The sequence below is a fragment of the Sedimenticola sp. genome (genome assembly GCF_050289425.1).
Lineage (GTDB): Bacteria > Pseudomonadota > Gammaproteobacteria > Chromatiales > Chromatiaceae > Sedimenticola.
In genome coordinates this window covers 125,828-144,675 of sequence record NZ_JBNKFS010000001.1, presented here as the reverse complement: position 1 = coordinate 144,675, position 18,848 = coordinate 125,828, and the positions used below count along the sequence as shown (strand labels likewise).

The 18,848-nt window shown below is 52.2% G+C and carries 22 protein-coding genes; 14 read left to right on the top strand and 8 right to left on the bottom strand.

The genetic code is table 11. The features are described 5' to 3' along the window. The first annotated feature begins 55 nt into the window (after positions 1-55). Genes fliD through ACQY5R_RS00720 form a run of 3 tightly spaced genes read left to right on the top strand, consistent with a single transcriptional unit; the run spans position 56 to position 2,193 of the window. Positions 56-1,432 carry a flagellar filament capping protein FliD gene (gene fliD, locus ACQY5R_RS00730; RefSeq protein ID WP_428603353.1) on the top strand — a complete coding sequence of 459 codons (1,377 nt, stop codon included), beginning with the start codon at positions 56-58 and terminating at the stop codon, positions 1,430-1,432. 33 nt (positions 1,433-1,465) lie between these two features. Then, the gene (fliS, locus tag ACQY5R_RS00725) at positions 1,466-1,888 is read left to right on the top strand and encodes a flagellar export chaperone FliS (RefSeq protein WP_428603351.1); all 423 of its coding nucleotides are present in this window, start codon (positions 1,466-1,468) and stop codon (positions 1,886-1,888) included. A gap of 5 nt (positions 1,889-1,893) precedes the next feature. Next, complete coding sequence (locus ACQY5R_RS00720) at positions 1,894-2,193, top strand: flagellar protein FliT (protein WP_428603349.1); 300 nt, start codon at positions 1,894-1,896, stop codon at positions 2,191-2,193. A gap of 18 nt (positions 2,194-2,211) precedes the next feature. Here ACQY5R_RS00720 and ACQY5R_RS00715 read toward each other — a convergent pair whose 3' ends face one another. Then, entirely contained in the window at positions 2,212-3,021 is an 810-nt protein-coding gene (locus ACQY5R_RS00715; protein WP_428603347.1) for a cytochrome C assembly family protein, read from the bottom strand. Positions 3,022-3,196: 175 nt separating this feature from the next. On the opposite strand from ACQY5R_RS00715, the gene ffh reads away from it, so the two are divergent. The 6 genes from ffh to sbcB all read left to right on the top strand — a co-directional run bounded on the left by ffh (position 3,197) and on the right by sbcB (position 8,553). Next, complete coding sequence (ffh, locus tag ACQY5R_RS00710) at positions 3,197-4,594, top strand: signal recognition particle protein (protein WP_428603345.1); 1,398 nt, start codon at positions 3,197-3,199, stop codon at positions 4,592-4,594. A gap of 390 nt (positions 4,595-4,984) precedes the next feature. Further along, positions 4,985-5,236 carry a 30S ribosomal protein S16 gene (gene rpsP / locus ACQY5R_RS00705; protein ID WP_428603343.1) on the top strand — a complete coding sequence of 84 codons (252 nt, stop codon included), beginning with the start codon at positions 4,985-4,987 and terminating at the stop codon, positions 5,234-5,236. Positions 5,237-5,296: 60 nt separating this feature from the next. Then, positions 5,297-5,818: a ribosome maturation factor RimM gene (rimM, locus tag ACQY5R_RS00700; RefSeq protein ID WP_428603341.1), complete on the top strand. Its 522-nt coding sequence runs from the start codon at positions 5,297-5,299 to the stop codon at positions 5,816-5,818. A 7-nt stretch (positions 5,819-5,825) separates the two neighbouring features. Then, entirely contained in the window at positions 5,826-6,569 is a 744-nt protein-coding gene (gene trmD, locus ACQY5R_RS00695; RefSeq protein ID WP_428603339.1) for a tRNA (guanosine(37)-N1)-methyltransferase TrmD, read from the top strand. Between the two features lie 19 nt (positions 6,570-6,588). Beyond that, positions 6,589-6,933, top strand: coding sequence for a 50S ribosomal protein L19 (rplS, locus tag ACQY5R_RS00690; protein WP_029135084.1), 345 nt, complete (start codon positions 6,589-6,591; stop codon positions 6,931-6,933). Positions 6,934-7,116: 183 nt separating this feature from the next. Continuing rightward, positions 7,117-8,553, top strand: a complete 1,437-nt coding sequence (gene sbcB / locus ACQY5R_RS00685) for an exodeoxyribonuclease I (protein ID WP_428603337.1) — start codon at positions 7,117-7,119, stop codon at positions 8,551-8,553. Positions 8,554-8,609: 56 nt separating this feature from the next. On the opposite strand, the gene ACQY5R_RS00680 is transcribed toward sbcB, so the two are convergent. Beyond that, positions 8,610-8,894 (bottom strand): hypothetical protein, encoded by a 285-nt coding sequence (locus ACQY5R_RS00680; RefSeq protein ID WP_428603335.1) that lies wholly within the window; start codon positions 8,892-8,894, stop codon positions 8,610-8,612. Positions 8,895-9,015: 121 nt separating this feature from the next. After that, positions 9,016-9,651 carry an ankyrin repeat domain-containing protein gene (locus ACQY5R_RS00675; RefSeq protein WP_428603333.1) on the bottom strand — a complete coding sequence of 212 codons (636 nt, stop codon included), beginning with the start codon at positions 9,649-9,651 and terminating at the stop codon, positions 9,016-9,018. A 71-nt stretch (positions 9,652-9,722) separates the two neighbouring features. Here ACQY5R_RS00675 and ACQY5R_RS00670 point away from each other — a divergent pair, with 71 nt between their 5' ends. Next, positions 9,723-10,115, top strand: a complete 393-nt coding sequence (locus tag ACQY5R_RS00670; protein ID WP_428603331.1) for a hypothetical protein — start codon at positions 9,723-9,725, stop codon at positions 10,113-10,115. A 115-nt stretch (positions 10,116-10,230) separates the two neighbouring features. Here the strand turns inward: ACQY5R_RS00670 and ACQY5R_RS00665 are convergent, their stop codons facing one another. After that, the gene (locus ACQY5R_RS00665) at positions 10,231-10,572 is read right to left on the bottom strand and encodes a hypothetical protein (protein ID WP_428603329.1); all 342 of its coding nucleotides are present in this window, start codon (positions 10,570-10,572) and stop codon (positions 10,231-10,233) included. A 278-nt stretch (positions 10,573-10,850) separates the two neighbouring features. Between ACQY5R_RS00665 and ACQY5R_RS00660 the strand changes: the two genes are divergently transcribed. Further along, a complete protein-coding gene (locus ACQY5R_RS00660; RefSeq protein WP_428603327.1) occupies positions 10,851-12,431 on the top strand; it encodes an inorganic phosphate transporter in 1,581 nt (526 codons plus the stop codon). 78 nt (positions 12,432-12,509) lie between these two features. On the opposite strand, the gene ACQY5R_RS00655 is transcribed toward ACQY5R_RS00660, so the two are convergent. From ACQY5R_RS00655 to ACQY5R_RS00640, 4 genes are all read right to left on the bottom strand, one after another. Next, positions 12,510-13,085, bottom strand: coding sequence for a hypothetical protein (locus ACQY5R_RS00655; protein WP_428603325.1), 576 nt, complete (start codon positions 13,083-13,085; stop codon positions 12,510-12,512). A gap of 283 nt (positions 13,086-13,368) precedes the next feature. Further along, positions 13,369-13,707: a hypothetical protein gene (locus tag ACQY5R_RS00650; RefSeq protein WP_428603323.1), complete on the bottom strand. Its 339-nt coding sequence runs from the start codon at positions 13,705-13,707 to the stop codon at positions 13,369-13,371. A 142-nt stretch (positions 13,708-13,849) separates the two neighbouring features. Further along, the gene (locus ACQY5R_RS00645; protein WP_428603321.1) at positions 13,850-14,347 is read right to left on the bottom strand and encodes a thioredoxin family protein; all 498 of its coding nucleotides are present in this window, start codon (positions 14,345-14,347) and stop codon (positions 13,850-13,852) included. Further along, positions 14,344-14,874, bottom strand: a complete 531-nt coding sequence (locus ACQY5R_RS00640; protein WP_428603319.1) for a hypothetical protein — start codon at positions 14,872-14,874, stop codon at positions 14,344-14,346. The genes ACQY5R_RS00645 and ACQY5R_RS00640 overlap by 4 nt, the downstream gene beginning before the upstream one ends. A gap of 200 nt (positions 14,875-15,074) precedes the next feature. On the opposite strand from ACQY5R_RS00640, the gene ACQY5R_RS00635 reads away from it, so the two are divergent. The 3 genes from ACQY5R_RS00635 (at position 15,075) to ACQY5R_RS00625 (ending at position 18,756) form a co-directional block, all read left to right on the top strand. After that, a complete protein-coding gene (locus ACQY5R_RS00635; RefSeq protein ID WP_428603317.1) occupies positions 15,075-15,329 on the top strand; it encodes a hemerythrin family protein in 255 nt (84 codons plus the stop codon). Between the two features lie 342 nt (positions 15,330-15,671). Continuing rightward, entirely contained in the window at positions 15,672-16,436 is a 765-nt protein-coding gene (locus ACQY5R_RS00630; RefSeq protein ID WP_428603315.1) for a DUF2189 domain-containing protein, read from the top strand. Between the two features lie 169 nt (positions 16,437-16,605). Beyond that, complete coding sequence (locus ACQY5R_RS00625) at positions 16,606-18,756, top strand: type IV pilus assembly protein FimV (RefSeq protein WP_428603313.1); 2,151 nt, start codon at positions 16,606-16,608, stop codon at positions 18,754-18,756. The last annotated feature ends 92 nt before the right edge of the window (positions 18,757-18,848 follow it).

The following is an 18,848-nucleotide window of genomic DNA, read 5'->3' as shown; positions in this document are numbered from 1 at the left end:
ACGGACAGGGATGTCCGTATTATCAATTGATTTGAAGCATTAACAGGAGGCCGGCATGGCCATATCGTCAGCAGGTATCGGCTCGGGATTGGATGTCAATTCGATCATCACCCAGTTGATGGCTATTGAACAGGAGCCGCTGCTGAAGCTGGATCAGAAGGAAGCAACGGTTCAGGCGGAAATCTCCTCCTTCGGTTCGATCAAAAGTATCCTCTCATCACTGCAGACCAGCCTGGATAAACTGAAGGATACCGCTACCTTTCAGGCGAAAAATGCCAGCTCGTCTGATACGGACATATTTACCACTTCGGCCGATACGACGGCCGTTGCCTCTTCTTATGACGTCACAGTAAATCGGCTGGCCCAGCGCCATAAAATGGCGTCAGATGAGTTTTCCAGTGCGACGACCTTTGGCGGTGGAGCCGGTGATGAATTAACCCTCACAGTTGACGGCACCAGCTTTACGCTCGACCTTTCCACTGCGATGACGTTGAGCGAGATTCAGGCCGCCATTAATGTCGATGAAAATACCACCAATATTACAGCTGGTATTATTACCGGTGATAGCGGCAATCAGACGCTGGTTCTCACCGCCAAAGATATGGGTTACGACAAGCGTATCCAGCTCTCCTATGGCGGCGCAATTACCGCCGGGACTTTTAATCTTGCTACGATTAACACCGATGCCAACAATGTATTGATCGCTTCTGACGCAGAGCTTGACGCCTCGTTGACGGTGGATGGCGTCGCGGTTACGCGCAGTTCGAATACCATAAGTGATGTGGTTTCTGGACTGACCATGACGCTGAAAAGTACCGGCAGCGCGACGGCAACGATTGATAACAATACGTCGTCAGTAAATGGTGCGGTGACGGCCTTTGTCAAAGCCTTCAATGAAGCGCAGACCACGCTTGCCGATCTGGCAAGTAGTTCCCTGCAGGGGAACAGCATCGTCAATAATATTCAGACTCAAATGCGCAACGTGTTTAACAGCAAAGCGGGTGTTTCGGGTAGCATCAATTATGCAGCCGAATTGGGTATCGCCAGTGTTTACGAGATCGGCGGCACCAATAAGGGCACCATTGCCTCGGATAGTGATACGTTGACGACAGCGTTAGAAGATCAACTGGATGATGTCATCAGTTTCTTTACTGATGAAACCAATGGATTTGCCGCACGTATGGACACCATGCTGGACGGCTTCTTGAAGTCTGGCGGTGTGCTTGACGGCATGGTGGACAACGCCAACAATCGGATAGACAGCATTGAGCAGAGCCGGGACTCCCTAAGCAGGCGACTGGTCTCAACCGAGGCGAGATTGCGTAGTCAATATACTGCCCTGGATGCGCTGATGTCGCAATTGACGACAACCAGTTCATATTTAACTAACCAATTGGCAAATTTGCCGAATCTGTTTAGCAAGAAATCATAGATAAAACAAAACATTCCGGATTAGGAGTAAATAATGGCAAAATCGCGGGTGAACAGTGCACTCTCCCACTACAAGAGTGTCAGTGTCTCTTCAGGTGTTGAAGATGCCACGCCTCACCGTCTTGTCCAGATGCTGATGGAAGGTGCTCTGGATAAGATTGCCGCCGCAAAGGGGCATATGTTGCGTAATGAACCGGCCGATAAAGGGCGCTATATCAGTTGGGCTATCTCCATTATCAGTGGGTTGCAGAGTAGCCTGGATATGGAGGCGGGTGGAGAATTGTCGCAGAATTTAGACGACTTGTACGATTATATGGTACGCAGACTCGGCGAGTCCGGGGCAAAGAACGATCCCGCGATACTAGATGAAGTTGCATCCCTGCTACTGGAAGTCAAGTCCGCGTGGGATGTGATTCCAGGTCAGCTTGAGGCCGAGAGCCGTAAGACGGCTGTATAACTTTAATGCTCGATCAAATTGTTCTGCTGAGTCAGAAGATGCTCTCCCTCGCACAGCAGGGCGAGTGGGATCAGTTGACAGCATTGCAGCAGCTCCGGGATGACCAGATAGAGAACTGTTTCCCGTTGGACCCGCATGGCCTGGATGAGCGGCAGGTGAGCGAGCAGATCCGGACGATTCTTGCGTTGGATAAGCAGATTCTCCAGTTGGCAGGAGATCAGCAGATGGAGATAAGAGAAACGCTGGGGAAATTGAGCCAGGGACGAGTCGCTACCAAGGCTTATTGGGACACGTCGCGCCGCTAGATAGACCGCTTGCTTGCATCAGACCTTAATCACGATCTCCAACACAAACTTGCTACCGAAATAGGCCAACATCAGCACGGCAAATCCTGCCAACGTCCATATGAGCGCTTTCTGGCCACGCCAGCCGGATCGATGGCGTCCCCAAAGCAGGGTGCCAAACACCAACCAGGCGGCAATCGACAGTATGGTTTTGTGCGCCAAGTGTTGCGCAAACAGATCATCCAAAAATACGAAACCGCTTAACAGCGCCACGGTAAGCAGGATAAACCCCAAGCCGATCATCTCAAAAAGCAGCGCCTCCATGGTCTGTAGGGGGGGCAGTGCGCGAATAAAACCGCCCGGGTGGCGATGTCTCAGATGATAGTCCTGAATGGCCAACAGGATGGCTTGTACACTTGCCATGGCCAGCAGGCTGTAGGCCAGGAGGGAGATCAGCACATGAATGCGCAACGCCCAGGGCGAGTCAGCCGCCAGAATATGGTTTGCCGGGAAGTGCATATCGAGCGCGATGGTCAAGGCAGCCAGCGGCAGTAGCGTGATGCCCAGGTTTTCGACCGGCTTGGTCAGTGCCGATAGCATCAGTAGCAGTATGATGGTCCAGGCGATTAGGGAGGAGGCGCCAAAGAAGTTGAAATTCAGACCGCCTTCCGTGTTCATGCTCTGATACAGCAGGAATGCGTGCAGCACGACACCTAGCATGCCTATCACAATGCCGAAATAGCGGGGGAGGGTCTTTCCCGTCCGATCTGAAAAGAGTCGGACAGCGATGGTGGTGCCGCTGATGAGGTAGCAGGCAATAGCAAGAAAAGCGACAATAGTATGGTTCATATTGGGCGAGATAATCGCATATCTACCCTTGCCCTGACTAGCCCGAATGGGCAGAGTTCGCCCGTAATCGGACATTTTGCAGAAAGCTATGCCCGGGTGATCCGGATCAGTGGCACGGGGGGCGTAGTTTCCATATATAATACGGCAAATTCAAGGCGAGAGGCTGGGTTAAAGCATGTTTGACAATCTCACAGATCGGCTGGGCGGTGTACTCAATAAGCTGCGCGGTCAGGGTCGGCTAACCGAAGACAACATCAAGGAGACCATGCGGGAGATCCGTATGGCGCTGCTGGAAGCGGACGTGGCCCTGCCGGTTGTTCGTGAATTTGTTGAGCAGGTTAAAGAGAAGGCTCTGGGTGAAGAGGTGATGAAGAGCCTCACTCCCGGCCAGGTGCTGATCAAAATTGTCAACGATGAACTGATCAGGATTATGGGCGAAGCCAATGAGCGCCTGAATTTGGCCGCCCAGCCGCCGGCAGTGATCCTGATGGCGGGCCTTCAGGGTTCGGGTAAAACCACCAGCGTGGCAAAACTGGCCCGTTGGTTGAAACAGAGCCAGAAAAAGTCGGTCATGGTGGTGAGTTGCGATATCTATCGACCGGCAGCTATCGACCAGCTAAAGACCCTGGCTGCGGAAGTAGAGGCAGAGTTCTTTCCCAGCACCACACTGCAGCAGCCTTTGGCCATTGCCAAGGCTGCCTTGGACCAGGCGCGCAGGCAGTTTATCGATGTGCTGATTGTTGATACGGCTGGCCGCCTCCATATCGATGCGGCGCTGATGGATGAGATTAAACAGCTGCACGCCGGTATTTCACCTGTTGAGACGCTGTTCGTCGTGGATAGCATGACGGGCCAGGATGCGGCCAACACGGCCAAGGCTTTTGATGATGCCTTACCGTTAACCGGTGTGATCCTGACCAAAACCGATGGTGATGCCCGGGGTGGCGCGGCACTGTCCATCCGGCAAATCACCGGTAAACCGATCAAATTCCTCGGTGTCGGAGAGAAAACGACAGCTCTTGAACCGTTTTATCCAGAACGCATGGCGTCGCGGATCCTCGGCATGGGAGATGTGCTCTCCCTGGTGGAAGAGGTCCAGGGTAAGGTGGACCAGGCCAAGGCTGAGAAATTGGCCAAGAAGCTGCACAAAGGGCAAGGCTTTGATTTAGAGGATTTTCGCGACCAGATGGAGCAGATGTCCAATATGGGCGGGTTGAACTCGCTCATGGATAAACTTCCCGGAATGGGAAATATTCCGGATCACGTGAAAAAACAGGTGAACGACAAAGAGATTGTCCGTTCCATAGCGATCATCAATTCCATGACACCGCAGGAAAGACGCTTCCCCAATCTCATCAAGGGCTCCAGAAAGCGGCGAATCGCATTGGGTTCGGGAACCCAGGTTCAGGAAGTGAACAAAATGCTCAAGCAGTATGCTCAGATGCAGAAGATGATGAAGAAGATGAAAGGCGGAGGTATGGCCAAAATGATGCGCGGGCTCAAGTCCAAGTTGGGACCAGGCGGTGGCATGCCCCCCGGCGGAATGCCTCCGGGTGGCGGATTCCCGTTCTGAGGTTCCCGCCCAAGTACCGGGTACTCCATAGCGTGGGCACGCTTTTTGTGCCCACGCGGTTGCCGGGTGTCCCTACCGGAGAAGGGCAGCCACAGGGGGCTGCCCCTACGCTCGGTGCCGTTCATCTCAACCTGTGTGTTGTTTATGGTCGAGTCGGGGGGATTCTTTCGGGTTCCAATCTATAACCGACTGTCCGGAAGAGGCTCTCCTTTAGCTCGGAAGGGTGGGTATGCTTTTGTGCCCACGCGTATACTCCCAGACCGAATAGCAATTTTTACAGACAAAAACACTTCACATTTCCCCGGAAACGGGTAGAATGCCCCGTTTCACTCCGGCCGGATTGGTTGGCCGGTGGTGCGTGGCAGATTTTTTTAATTTCAAGGGTTGGAAATGGTAACAATTCGTCTTTCAAGGACCGGCGCGAAAAAGCGGCCGTTCTATCACATCGTTGTGGCTGACAGTAGAAATCCCCGCGATGGTAAGTACATTGAGCGACTGGGTTTCTTCAATCCTATTGCGACGGGTGGTGAGGAGCGTTTGCGTCTGGATCAGGCACGCGTCAGCCACTGGATTTCCCAGGGCGCGCAGCCGACCGATCGCGTTGCACAACTGGTGAAGGAAGCTGCAAAGGCTGCAGCCTGATTGACTGGGAGCCCTACGGGTGTTGCCAGTAGCTGATCTGATCTGCCAGTGGATGTCTCGATGAGCGCCCAGGTGGAAAAAGACCCAGCTGATTGGGCTGTTCTGGGGCGTGTTTCCGGGCTGTTTGGTGTGCGTGGGTGGATAAAAGTCTTTTCCCACACGTCACCGAAAGAGAACATACTTGACCATCCCGCCTGGTTTTTATTGAGAGACGGGCAGTGGCAAGAATATAAACTGAGACAGGGCAAGGTCCACGGAAAGGGTATTGTCGCTTCGTTGGAAGCTGTGGAAGATCGGGATCAGGCGGCCGCTCTTAATGGTGCCGAAATCGCAATTCCCCGTGATCAGTTGCCGGTAATCCCGGCAGATGAGTACTACTGGTGTGACCTGGAAGGGAAGAGAGTTGTCAACCTGGAAGGGACCGAGCTTGGACGGGTGGATTACCTGTTTGAGACCGGGGCAAATGACGTCATGGTAGTCAAAGGTGATTGCCAGCGCCTTCTGCCTTTTGTTGCACAGGTTATAAAAGAGGTCGATCTGGACGGTGATCTGATCACTGTCGATTGGGATCCGGATTTTTGAGGTACCCATGCGTTTTGACGTGGTGACCCTATTCCCTGACATGTTCAGGGCCATGATCGGTGAAGGTGTAACCGGTCGTGCGGTGGACCGCGGTCAGGTTGAGCTGGGACTGTGGAATCCGCGGGATTTTACCCACGATGTGCATCGTACCGTGGATGACAGGCCTTACGGCGGTGGTCCCGGTATGGTGATGAAAGTCGAACCGTTGCGTGACGCCATCAACCAGGCGAAACAGGTTGCTCCGGAGTCGGTGGTTGCTTATCTCTCGCCTCAGGGGCGGCGTTTTGATCAGAAAGCGGCAGACCGAATTGCTAAGCGCCGTGGCATGATACTGATCGCCGGGCGCTACGAAGGGATCGATGAGCGGTTGATCAGCCGCTATGTGGATGAAGAGTGGTCCATTGGTGATTATGTCCTCAGTGGCGGCGAGCTACCGGCACTGGTGCTGATGGATGCGGTAATCCGCTTGATTCCGGGTGTACTGGGGGATAAGGATTCGGCCGAACAGGACTCATTCATGGATGGGTTACTGGACTGTCCGCATTACACGCGCCCGGAGATTTTTGAAGGTGATCCGGTGCCACCGATTTTAATCGGTGGAAACCATGAATTGATTCGTCGTTGGCGGCTTCAACAGTCGTTGGGGCGTACCTGGCTACGACGGCCAGACCTCCTGGAGGGGCGTGTCCTCAGTCAGGAAGAAGAGATTTTACTAAACGAATTTATCCAGGCGCATACGAGCGCTGATTGAAATACAGGAGCATACGACCGTGAGCAATATCATTCAGGAACTTGAAGCCGAGCAGATGAACCGCGAGGTTCCCGATTTTGGCGCCGGTGACACCGTAGTTGTTCAGGTGAAGGTTGTCGAAGGTACCCGCGAGCGCTTGCAGGCTTTTGAGGGCGTGGTTATCGCCAAGAAAAACCGCGGTTTGAACTCCTCTTTCACCGTGCGCAAACTCTCGCATGGCGAAGGCGTAGAGCGCGTATTCCAGACTTACAGTCCATCTGTCGCCGAGATCGAAGTGAAGCGTCGCGGTGATGTGCGTCGCGCGAAACTCTATTATCTGCGTGGTCGTACCGGTAAAGCAGCACGTATCAGAGAGAAGATCTAATCACTACTGGATCTTGCCCTGTACAAGAGAACACCCCGCTTCGGCGGGGTGTTTTTTTTGTCCTGAAAAATCTCTAATGAGTGTGATTGCACCCGCCTATGTTTTCCGGTGGTTGCCTCCGTGTGGAAAAACTTTCAAGATAGCATTAACACATATCACGATAGGTAATCGGTAGCGCTGGCGATGGCATTGACATTTTATTGGCATGATTATGAGACGTGGGGTGCTGATCCTCGTAAGGACAGGGTGGCCCAGTTTGCAGGTATCCGCACGGATGAAGCGCTTAACATTGTCGATAAACCTCTGGTTTGCTACTGCAAGCCTGCTGATGATTTTTTGCCTCAGCCCGAAGCTTGCCTGATCACCGGTTTGACCCCGCAAAAAGCGCTGCGTGAAGGGGTGGTGGAGGCGGACTTTTTTCGCTTTATTCATGCCGAGATGTCTAAGCCCGGCACTTGCGGTGTGGGTTTCAACAGTGTTCGTTTTGACGATGAATTTACCCGTTTCGGTCTGTTTCGAAATTTTTTCGATCCCTATGCCCGCGAGTGGCAGAACGGTAATTCCCGCTGGGATATTATCGATATGGTACGGCTTACCCATGCGCTGCGCCCGGAAGGTATCGTGTGGCCTAAACGGGAGGATGGTGCAACCAGCTTTCGGTTGGAGGAGCTGTCGGCGGCCAACGGTATTGCACATGAGATGGCGCATGATGCTTTGTCCGATGTATATGCCACTATCGAGATGGCGCGGCTGATACGGCAACATCAGCCGCGTCTATTTGAGTATCTGCTGGCACTGCGTAACAAGCGCAAAGTGGCTGAATTGCTCAATCTGCGGGAATGGCAGCCGGTGCTGCACGTCTCCTCGATGTACCCGGCAGAAAACGGATGCATTGCTATGGTGGTACCAATTGCCAGACATCCCACCAACCCCAATGGCGTAATCGTCTATGATCTGAGGGCTGATCCGGAGCCGCTGATCGAGCTGCCAGAAACGGAGATCCAGTCACGCCTGTTTACCCCACGAGCACAGTTGGCGGAGGGTGTGACGCGCATCCCGCTGAAAACCGTTCATCTCAACAAATGTCCGGTTGTGGTGCCGATGAACACCCTGACAGAGCAGGCAGTTGAGCGGTGGGGGATCAATACGGAGCTGGGTTGGCGCCATATTGAAGCCCTAAAAAAGGCGACGGGTTTAGTGGAGAAAGTTGAGGCGGTCCATCAAAGTCGTGAATTTGATCCAATAACGGATCCCGATCAGAGTCTTTATTCTGGCGACTTTTTCAGTAAGGACGATCGAAAACGTATGGACCAGGTATTGACCGCAACACCGGAATCGTTGGCCGGGATGTCGATGGCATTTGATGATGCCCGTTTGCCCGAGATGCTGTTTCGATATCGTGCGCGCAACTGGCCGGAATTTTTGAGCGCAGATGAACGCGCGCGCTGGCAAGAGTATCGTTTTGATCGGTTGACCAACCCGGAGGGGGGCGCCAGTATCACCCTGACGGCGTATCGTCAGCAACTGGCCAAGCTCATGGTGGACGCGTCCATCAATCCTGTCGGTAAGCAGGTATTGTCTGAGCTGGCGGATTGGCCCGGGGAGATTGGGCTGGATTGACGCCTGGCCGACCGCTTCCTTTAGAGAGGATGCGATCGGCAGCGGATATTTTGGATTTATTCTTTGGTCCAGTTGCTTAACGCTTCGATGATGGCTTCTGCCTGAGCCTTACTGGAAATGTTGAACTTGGATTTGGGGATGTATTCGCCATTGCGTTTCTGGTAGCGACGGATGCTGTACTTATCCGGGCTGTATTCATTTTTAGCGCGGTTCCATTCCTGATAGCGGAACATCACGGTTGACCATGCCCCTTTTGAGAGGATGACCTTGTCCAGCTCTTTGACGACGTCGATACCGTCCTCTGAGTAATTGATAGTGAGTTCGTCAACGGTCGATGCCATTTTGGATAATCCTATTTTCGGGGCCTAGTATGCCCATGAGTCATAACTGAAGTGATTGAGGCGGAAACTTATCAGAAGATGGGGGCGGCGTCACGACCGATCTGGCTTTTCTGGGTAGCTGTCACTGTGCGCCATTGCGTTCCAGCATACGAATAATATCTTCATCTTGCCGTTCTCTTGCGATTGCCAGTGGGCTTAGCCCGGCATGATCCGCCAAATTGACGTCTGCGCCATTCTGGATCAGATGCTTAACCAGGACCCGGTTGCCCGCGGTTACGGCCAGTATCAGCGGCGTTTGGCCCAACTCATTTTGGTGGTTGATCTTGGCGCCCCATTTGATCAGAAGGGGAATGACATCCCGGTCTTTTTCTCCTGCCTTGACCATCAGGTCGAGTAAGCGATCCGGGTCCTGTTTGGCACCCTGCTTGATCAGGTAATCAGCGATCTGGGTGCGCCCTGCTAGTATTGCATGCCCCAGTGCGCTAATGCCCTGCTTGTCGAGCAGATTAATGTCAGCTCCTTTTTCCGTCAGCAGTTTGACCACGATATAGCTACCTTGGCGGGTAGCGACGTGAATCGGGGCTTCGCCGTTGATATTGAGCTTGTTGATATCGCTGCCCCAGAGGATGTGACGTTCGATCTGATTGATGTCTCCGCGTTCGACCGCCAGATTGAGTGGGATGCTGGGCTTGTCCGGTTCACTGCAACCGGCCAAAAAAAGCAAAACTGTCAATACCAAGAGGTTCAGTCTGTTCATATCGTTCTGGTTAACTGCTTCCTTTACACAATAATAGCGCCATTACCAAGCCCATGATAAGGTACGCGCCCATGTTCTTGAAACTTCTTTTGACCCTGTTGGTGATTGCGGGCGCGCTATTGACGTTACGGATGCGCAATCAGCGGCATTTACGTCAATATCCCCAGCCCGGACGCCTCATCAATGAGCCCGCTCCCGTTGCCAAGCGAGCGCCACGGCGCAGTATCCAGCTCTTGGCAAGTGGTGCGGTAGTGCTGATGTTGGCTGGGGCGGGGCTCTATCTCTACCATCAATGGAGTAGTGCCTATCAGGTTGTTACGGTTCGAGTGATAGATACCCGAAGCAAACAGTCAACCTCATATCAAGCCTATCGAGGTGACATCGACGGACGCACTTTCCAGACCACTGACGGTCGCACCGTGACCCTGGCTGAAGTGGAACGGTTGGAGATCGGTCCGGAATAGTTGGCCAATTCGGTTACGGGTAGTGTCTGCAGCGCGTGACTTAGTGGATCAAGCCAAACCTCGACGCATCGAACCCAGTCAGGCACGCGACCGGGTTGGGCTTATTTGGTCGTGGTCAGGCCGCAGAAGACTCCAGTAGGGCGGTGAGCTGCCCTTTCTCTATTTGCCGATGGCTGCCGATGGCCTGAGTGCCCGCAGACTCGATCTGTTGGCGAATTTTACTCACAAGCGCTCGGGCATCGTCCTCACTGTTAATGGCACCGCTGGGGCGGGTTGTGCTCACCTCCTGGCTCGCCAATCTTCCTGCGCTGCTCAGTTCAAGCGCGTCTTCCGACGGTCGCGCCGTGCCGGTTGATTTGGCGCTGTTCTGTTCACCTGAAGAGCGCCTGCTGGCCGTCGCGCTATTTTTGTCATTACTCTGTGGCAATAATTTGTCGTTCGAGATAGGGGCTACCACGGTCACTCTCCAAGTTAAGTCAAATATTTGACGTTAAATGCTATTTCAGTGCGTCTGTAGCCTAGTAACGCAATTTACGGACCAGTTTCTTTATTCCACCTCTCCCTACCTTATTGTCGTAGGTCAAGGATCGTTCTATGTGCCGATTAATTTTGCGTCTGTAATAAGGCATTTGTATGTCAAAAATGTTACAGTTCGCTCTCGATTTTTGGGGGTATGGAGTTCATTCAATTGATGATCTTTATGCCATGATCTAAGCCAATCCTCACTGAGTTTTTATGGAACTTCAGAATATCACAGAGCTTGAAAAAGCGACCAGTAAAGGCAGGCAGGAACTATTTCGAATCGGCATAGCTCTGCTGTTTATTGTGGGTATCATGCTATTTACTGGTATGCGCGGTGGGATGGATACCCCGGGACACGTTATGCTGATGGTGGCGGCGGTCATCGGCGGCTACATGGCAATGAATATCGGCGCCAATGATGTGGCCAACAATGTCGGGCCGGCAGTTGGCTCCCAGGCGCTCACGCTAGGCGGGGCTATCGTCATCGCGGCTGTTTTCGAGGCATCGGGTGCCCTGATCGCCGGTGGTGATGTGGTCAGCACCATCAAAAAGGGAATTATCGATCCGTCGGCGATCAACGGAACCGATACCTTTATCTGGCTGATGATGGCGGCGCTGTTGGCCGGTGCGCTCTGGTTGAACCTGGCGACGGCGCTGGGTGCGCCTGTGTCCACGACCCACTCTATTGTCGGTGGAGTGCTTGGGGCGGGTATCGCCGCTGGCGGAGTGGGTATCGCCAATTGGGACAAGATGGGGGCTATCGCGGCCAGTTGGGTTATCTCGCCTGTCATGGGCGGTATTATCGCCGCAGGCTTTTTATTGCTGATAAAACGCACGATTACTTATCAGAGCGACATGATCGCGGCGGCAAAGCGAATGGTGCCGCTATTAGTCGGCGTGATGACCTGGGCTTTTACTACCTATATCGTTCTGAAAGGATTCAAGAAGATTTGGAAGGTCGAGTTCGGTTCAGCCATATTTATCGGATTCCTTGTCAGTGTCGTGGTCCTGTTGCTGGTGCGTCCACTGATCGCCCGGACCGCTGACAGATTGACAAATGAGAAACAGAGCATCAACAGACTATTTACTCTGCCGCTTATCTTTGCTGCTGCCTTGCTCAGTTTTGCGCATGGCGCCAACGATGTGGCGAATGCAGTTGGTCCTTTGGCGGCGATTAATGATGCGATTACCCACGGTGGCATCGCCAAGAAGGCGGCCATCCCTCTTTGGGTGATGATGGTGGGGGCGTTGGGTATTGCAGTAGGTCTTGCCCTGTATGGTCCGAAGCTGATCAAGACGGTGGGGAGTGAGATCACTGAACTGGATAAGATGCGCGCCTTCTGTATCGCCATGGCGGCAGCTGTCACGGTGATTATTGCTACTCAACTGGGATTACCGGTCAGTTCTACCCACATTGCCGTAGGCGGCATCTTTGGTGTTGGCTTTCTTCGCGAGTTCATCAAAACCAGTTACGCCAAGATGGTGGAGGAGATCAAAATGCATCATCAGGATGATGATCCTGATGCGATTGAGGCTTATCTCATGGAGTTTAAGAAAGCCTCTCTGACAAAAAAAGGTGAGATGCTGGCTGAGTTGAAGCAGCAGGCAAAAACCGAAGAGCACGCGCCATTAACAAAAAAGGAGCGGAAAGGCCTGCGCAAGGTCTACCGCCATGAACTGGTGAAACGCTCTGCTTTGCTGAAAATCGCTGCGGCCTGGGTCATTACGGTGCCCGTGTCGGGACTGATGGCGGCACTGCTTTTCTATATGATAAGGGGAATGATGTTACCTTAGACGGGCTTATTATCCGGTACCGTCGAGAAGGCCGCTACGTATTGTGTAGCGGCTTTCTCGTTATTTGGAGGAGGGAAATCATTCTTTATCCTCGGCGATGGCCAATTGACTGATGTCGGGCAATTTAACCGGTTGGCGTTTTATCTGGCAATCCTCCAGTGTCCCGGTTTTAGCCGGTGACAGCTCAAGATTGCTGATGTCTATCTGTAACGGAGGAGGAGGTGTGGATTCGTCCAATGGCTTTTCTGGGCTGGCCAGGGATAAATCACTGATATCGGGCAATGGGGCCGGTTGAACGATTGGCGCACAGTCAATCAGACTTCCTGTTCTGGCGGGTAACAACGTCATCCCTGCATCGTCTGTTGGTTGTTGTCTGTTTTGTTGCGTCTCGTTGGTCGTCGGGGATGGCTTGGAAATCGGGTCCGCTGACTGGATCTCTACCAGTGCGCCGGCATTTCGGAAGGCGACCCGGTATTTAATGGCTGTCTCCTGGTCAACGCCGTTTTTCACCTTCACGGATTTTCCCGAGAAGAGGTATTCCAACTGTTCGCTGCCGGTATTAAATATCTTCGCTAGGTTCTGTTTTACCTTTACGAGATCGGCGCCTTCCACGGTTTTACCTGAGAAAAAGATATTGTAGAGCTGCTGAGGCATATCGCGGTCTTCCTATCTATTGTCAGTTTGAATAGGCATGTCTTAGTAAAAGTATAACCGCAAGTTACGTAAAAACAGCGTTGCGGTTATCTCTAAAGGGTAGGAGCTTGATAGCAACGCCGATCGGCTTGGCTTACTTAGTTTGGCTCTGCGGCGGATGTGACAGGTTGTCAAGGTATAGATCTCATCGGCCTTGAAGAGTCTATTCAAACGGTTTTGCCGGGTTGTCGGCTGTACCCTTCGGTCGACTTGGTTAGATAGGGTTGCCGCCTGTAAGGATAACTCAGTATTGAAGATTTTCGATTACTTCATAGCCCATGCCGGACTTCCAGCCCCAGGAGTAGGTGCGTAGATTGGTCAGTGCATTCTCCTCTGCTACGGTTGATGACTGGCTGCTGAATCCGCATCCATAGCTGGTCCGCTCCCTACCGGTGTAAGTGCGGTAGTGTGTCTTGATGATAATCATCCAGCCATGTGGATCACTGCTGCTGGATTGGGGGAAAACGTACTCATAGCCTTTCCGGTACAAGGCTTGCTTAGCTTTCTCGATCGCCGAGGCAATAGAGGGTTCTCCGATCGCCCATTCGATAGCCAGGGAATCGCCGAGTTTTTTTGCGATCACGCAGGCGGCTCCACCCACTGCGGGGCGAGTTCCCTGAGTTGCGCTCTGTCCATGGGTTGTGACTGTGGAAAAGAGCAGTATCAGGAATAGCGTGTGCTGAATGGCTGATCGTGAAATGAGTGGTGGTCCCATAGTGTCAATATCACTGTCCCGTCTTCATGCCGAGTCGCTTAAGGGATTCCTGAATAGATTGATCGACATAGTAATAGTACATGTCAGGTGTCTGGAAGCCGACCATTTTTTCTGCCAACTCTTTTCCTCGTCCATCCAGAAACAGCAGGGTGGGTGTGACGGACACCTTATAGTTGTAGGTAAAGTGGTAACTATCACGCTCTACGCCGTCAAAATCGATGACTGTCGAGGTTCCATCAAGATGTAGTTCGCGAATCAGCAAGTTGTTTTTGTAATTACCGCTCATAATCATTGGGACAATTACATCCCTTTTAATTGCTACACAGTAACTACAGTGCTCTTGTGAAACCAGTAGGAGTATCGCCTTGTTATCACGTTGAGCCGCCTCCCCATCCGCTTGCAGATTTGTGGCGGTTATTGTGGATGTCGATGGAGAGTATTCCGCTTGGCTTTCAGAAAATATCACCAGGGCGGATAGTGATAGGAAGAGCGCTGTCAGTTGCTTCATAATGGCGTCAGCCTTCTTTTTAGCTCGGTGATGGCCCGATACTCTTCAAGGGAGATGTTTGCTGCCTTGAAGTTGAGTGCATCCGGGTATCCGCCTGCCAGGCGAGCCTGCTTTTCCGCATGATCAGACCAGTCATTCGCCCACTGTTTCAATGCATTTTGTTGTTCCGGTGTAAATCGTGTGATTACTTGCTCCAATAGCTGGTCAAAGCCATTACGTGAAACCGATCGGTGGATTCTCGCCAATTCGCGTGGCTCCTTATTCAATAGGGCGGGCTCGAGCTGATCCGCATACTCATTCAATAGCTCAAGTCGTGTCTGCTCCGCGTATTGCTGAATGGCGGTGATGATGCGGCTATAGGTGTCGGTATATTTGTCCGTCGTGGCATGCCGGGTAATGAAGCCTTCAAGCGCAATCAGGGCAGCGTGTTTGCGGCTGGTGTTGGCGCTTCCCTGGCAGAGTTCGCTACAGAATTGTTCGATCTGATGCACCGAGACATGGAGTGAAATAGGTTCGTCAACGGACATGGATTAACAATTCCGTCTGATGGCTGGCAGATGAAAGAAACATTAGTTCAAAATAAACTAACTTTCTTAAGGTTGACAAGCGAAATTGCTGGGCCGTTTGCCTGTTTTATTTTCAAGCGCGCATGGATAACGATTGGCCTGCCCACGGTGATTGGAGTACCCTGCAACCCATTGATGGCTTATGCAATTGAGGTAGCTAGGTGAAACAACTACGTAAAGCGCAAAAAGCGTCGTTTTTTGTCGCAATAATCTCTTATCTTGCTGGTATCGGTTGTGTTCTTGCTACTATCTATTACTCTAATGAATTGGGTGGAAATCACCCGGTGGTGGCAAGTTTTGGTGCTGCTGTAGTTTTTTTTGTCGGCGCCGGCATCGTTTTACACGTAATAGGCCGGGTAGATCTTCCCGACCTGAAAATTCGTTCTGAACCGAATGGTGGAAATCGTAAGGATTGAAAATCGTTCGTCCCGCTCTGTCTGTTACCTCCGATAGTTTGTCTTGTGGATGGTGGCGTTTATCCCTATTTTGGATGGATTGCGCTACCCGGCGCCAGGTATTTATTCCTTGAATTGGTGGTTAGTGCAGAATTGCGCTGCGATAACTGACCGAAGCGTCTAGTATTAGGTTAAATACTGCAGAGTAAAATATTCTTGAAGGAGGTGACGAAGCTGTACCACTACGTATTAGTGAATGGCTTCCACAATACCTGAGAGCAGGCATGGGACCTGCCTTTGATGTGGTGGTTTCCCGACTTTCCGAAGGGATGTATCGATAATAAAGCAGTCAGGTACGGTTGTATGAACGTTAATATCGTCCGTGAAAAAGTGATGTTTACTGTTGCCGGGGAGTGGCTGGCTCAGGGATGGCGAGATTTCAGGCAAGCGGCGATTCTGAACATGGCTTATGCGGCGTTCTTCCTGGTGATTGGTTTCGTTATCAGTTCCCTGTTGTGGCATCACGGTTTTAGTATTGTTTATTTCATCGCGGCTGGCGGGTTTCTCATTGTTGTGCCTGGACTGGTTGCCGTTTATTACCACTTAGCGGAAAAAATCCACCAAGGTAGTAGTCCCGGTTTTGCTGATATCGCCGAGGGAGTCAGACAGTGCCCGACCTCTATCATCGTTATCGGTTTAGTCTCCTTAATTATTTACCTGATCTGGATTACCGACGCCCTCATTATCTATAGTGTCTATTTTGATTTTGTTCCGGCATCGCTGGCCGATTATCAAGCCGATCCTGTTTTACGGGCGAATGCGTTGGCGTTTCTGCTTTTTGTCAGCCTTTTGGGTTTTGTACTCAGTTTTATTAGCTTCTGCGTCACGGTCTTCTCCGTTCCCTATGCGCTTCAGAAGCAGTGTGGGTTAGTGGATGCGGTCTCATTCAGTGTCAAAACAGTATCGCGACATTCAAAGATGATGCTGTTTTGGGCCATCGTATTGGGTGTGCTGACTTTTTCCACTGTACTGTTTGCGTTGCCGTTGTTGCTGGTGGTGCTGCCGGTCCTGGCCTATGCCAATTTTGCCACCTATAGGGATATGCGGCGGTTGATGGAAGGCGAGTAACAGATGGATGAGGGACATCCCGGCATTTTGATTTCTCTTTGGAATTAAGTGACGTAGTTAACGTATTGTTTTATATTGCAACAAAGATATCATTACCCGGCTTCTTTTCGAGCTGAGGGTATTGTTGGATCAACAGAGTCATGGATTTGGATAGAGTCCAATTAAAATAATGATCAAAAAGTCGCTCTTATTTCTCCTGTTGCTGATCTCCTCATCCACCGTCTACGCACTAGGGCTTGGCGGTATTAGCGTCAATTCCGCACTGAATCAACCGCTGGATGCCAAGATACGGCTGATATCCGTCGAACAGATGGCCATTGATGACATCCGGGTTTCTCTGGCCAGTCCGGATGAATTTAGGCGTGCGGGGATTGAGCGCCCTTTTCAGCTAGCCAAGCTTCGCTTTAAGGTGTTTTTTCCCGAAAAGCGCGAACCTTATATACAAGTCAGTACGCGTGAGACGGTGCGGGAACCGTACCTGAATTTTCTTCTTAAAGTAAATTGGCCGAAAGGCAGCCTGATTCGTGAATTCACCGTTTTACTTGACCCGCCAACCTACCATCCACCCAGGGCGGCGGCATCCGCTAGGAAAACGGCACCCAAGCCGACTTTATCCGAGGCAACCCAGGCAGTTGCAACCCCCGCTTCTTATGGGCCCATTCAGAGAACAGAAACACTTTGGGTGATTGCCGGCAAGGTGCAGTCGGACCCGGCAATCTCGCGAAATCGGACCATGGTTGCCCTGTTGAATAAAAATCCCGATGCTTTTCATAAGGGTAATATCAATCTGCTGAAGAAGGGTGCACTGCTGGCTATTCCGACACCGCAAGAGTTTGCGGCGGTTTCTGAACGGCAGGCGCGTGCTACCGTCAAACAGCAGATGGATGAGTGGCGCAAAGGGCGTCAGCACGCTGCCTCTTCGTCGCTTCCCACGCCAGCAGAAGTGGTTGCCGAAACCACGACAACGGAGGAACCGCAAGCGGTTGAGCCGGTTGATACAGCACCCGTTACGCAGGAGGCAGAACAGGCGGATACCCAAGCGCCAGTAAAACCCCAGCCACCGAATGAGACGAATCTGACCCCTGAAGAACGTCAAAGATTGCGGGTGGTTGAAACCGATCGTAGTTGGCAGATTGCCGAAAAGAGCGGGACCGATTATCCGGTGCAGGAGAGTGATAAGCTGCGGGAAGCGATTAAGGATTCAGAGCAAGAGCTGGTAGCTGTCCAGGAAATCAACAAGGATATCGTTGAGCTGAGGGCGGCGCTGGAATCGAAAGTCGAAGCGTTGAAAAAGGCGCTGGATGAGAAAGATGCCCAGCTGGAAAATCTGCGTAAACAGATCGCTCAGGTTGGCGCCGCGGAGGGTGGACCCAGCAAACCGCTACCGGGCGCGGAGACAGGTGCTGCGGCTACTGTTCCGGCTGTTGTCGCACCCCAGGGCAATGTGCCGGTAACGACGCCTGTTACCAAAATCAACTCCATTGATGCCGGCTGGAAAGACGAGTATTGGATGATCCTGATGGGGGCGATAATTGTCGTCCTCTCAACGTTACTTCTGCTGAACCTTCGGGGCCGGCAGCGCCAAACGGCGTTTGAGACACCTGAATTGTTTGAGATGTCCGGTGAAGAAGCTCATCCTGAACCGGTTACGACTCCGCAGCCGGTCGCATCCCATTCGATAGAGGCTTCTCAGGACACGCCCGTTGAGTCCATGACACCGGAGGAGGCGACACCGGATGCCGATCTTCTCCCCGAGAAACGGACCGATATCGCATCGGTATTGATGGAAGCGGATATCTATCTGGCTTATCGGCGCTACAGTCAGGCCGAGACCCTGGTCGAAGAGGCCATGGAACAAAATCCCGAGAGTCCGGAGCTGAAGGCCAAGTTACTTGAGATTTACGCCTTTAGACGCGATAAAAAGTCTTTCACTCACTACCTTGATCAGGTTTATCAGTCATTGATGACGCAGTCGCCCGAGCTTTGGGACAAAGTGGTGGAGATGGGGCAGCACCTGGTACCCGAGCATCCCGCCTGGCTATCGGATGAGTCCGCTGGCGTGGTGCTGCCGGTGCCGCCCGAAGTCGATCCGGAAGTGCTCCCCGAACCGGATCCGCAGGAGGATATTTTGCCCAATGAGCCCTTTGAACTGGGTGTCGATCTGGATGATCTGGAGATTATGGGGGGAGACAGTGAGCCGACAACTTTTGGCGAACTGATTCAGAACGGCGATAAATCTGAGGACGAAGATGTCCCCTCCTTGGATATCGATTTTGACTTCGATTTTGAAGAACCGGAAGATCCACAAAAGGACAAGTAGGTGGATGATGGCCGGTCTGTCTGAAATGATCAGACGGGCAGGCGTCGACTAATAGAGTTGGCCGGTAATACAGGATGGTCCGGGTCAGCTAT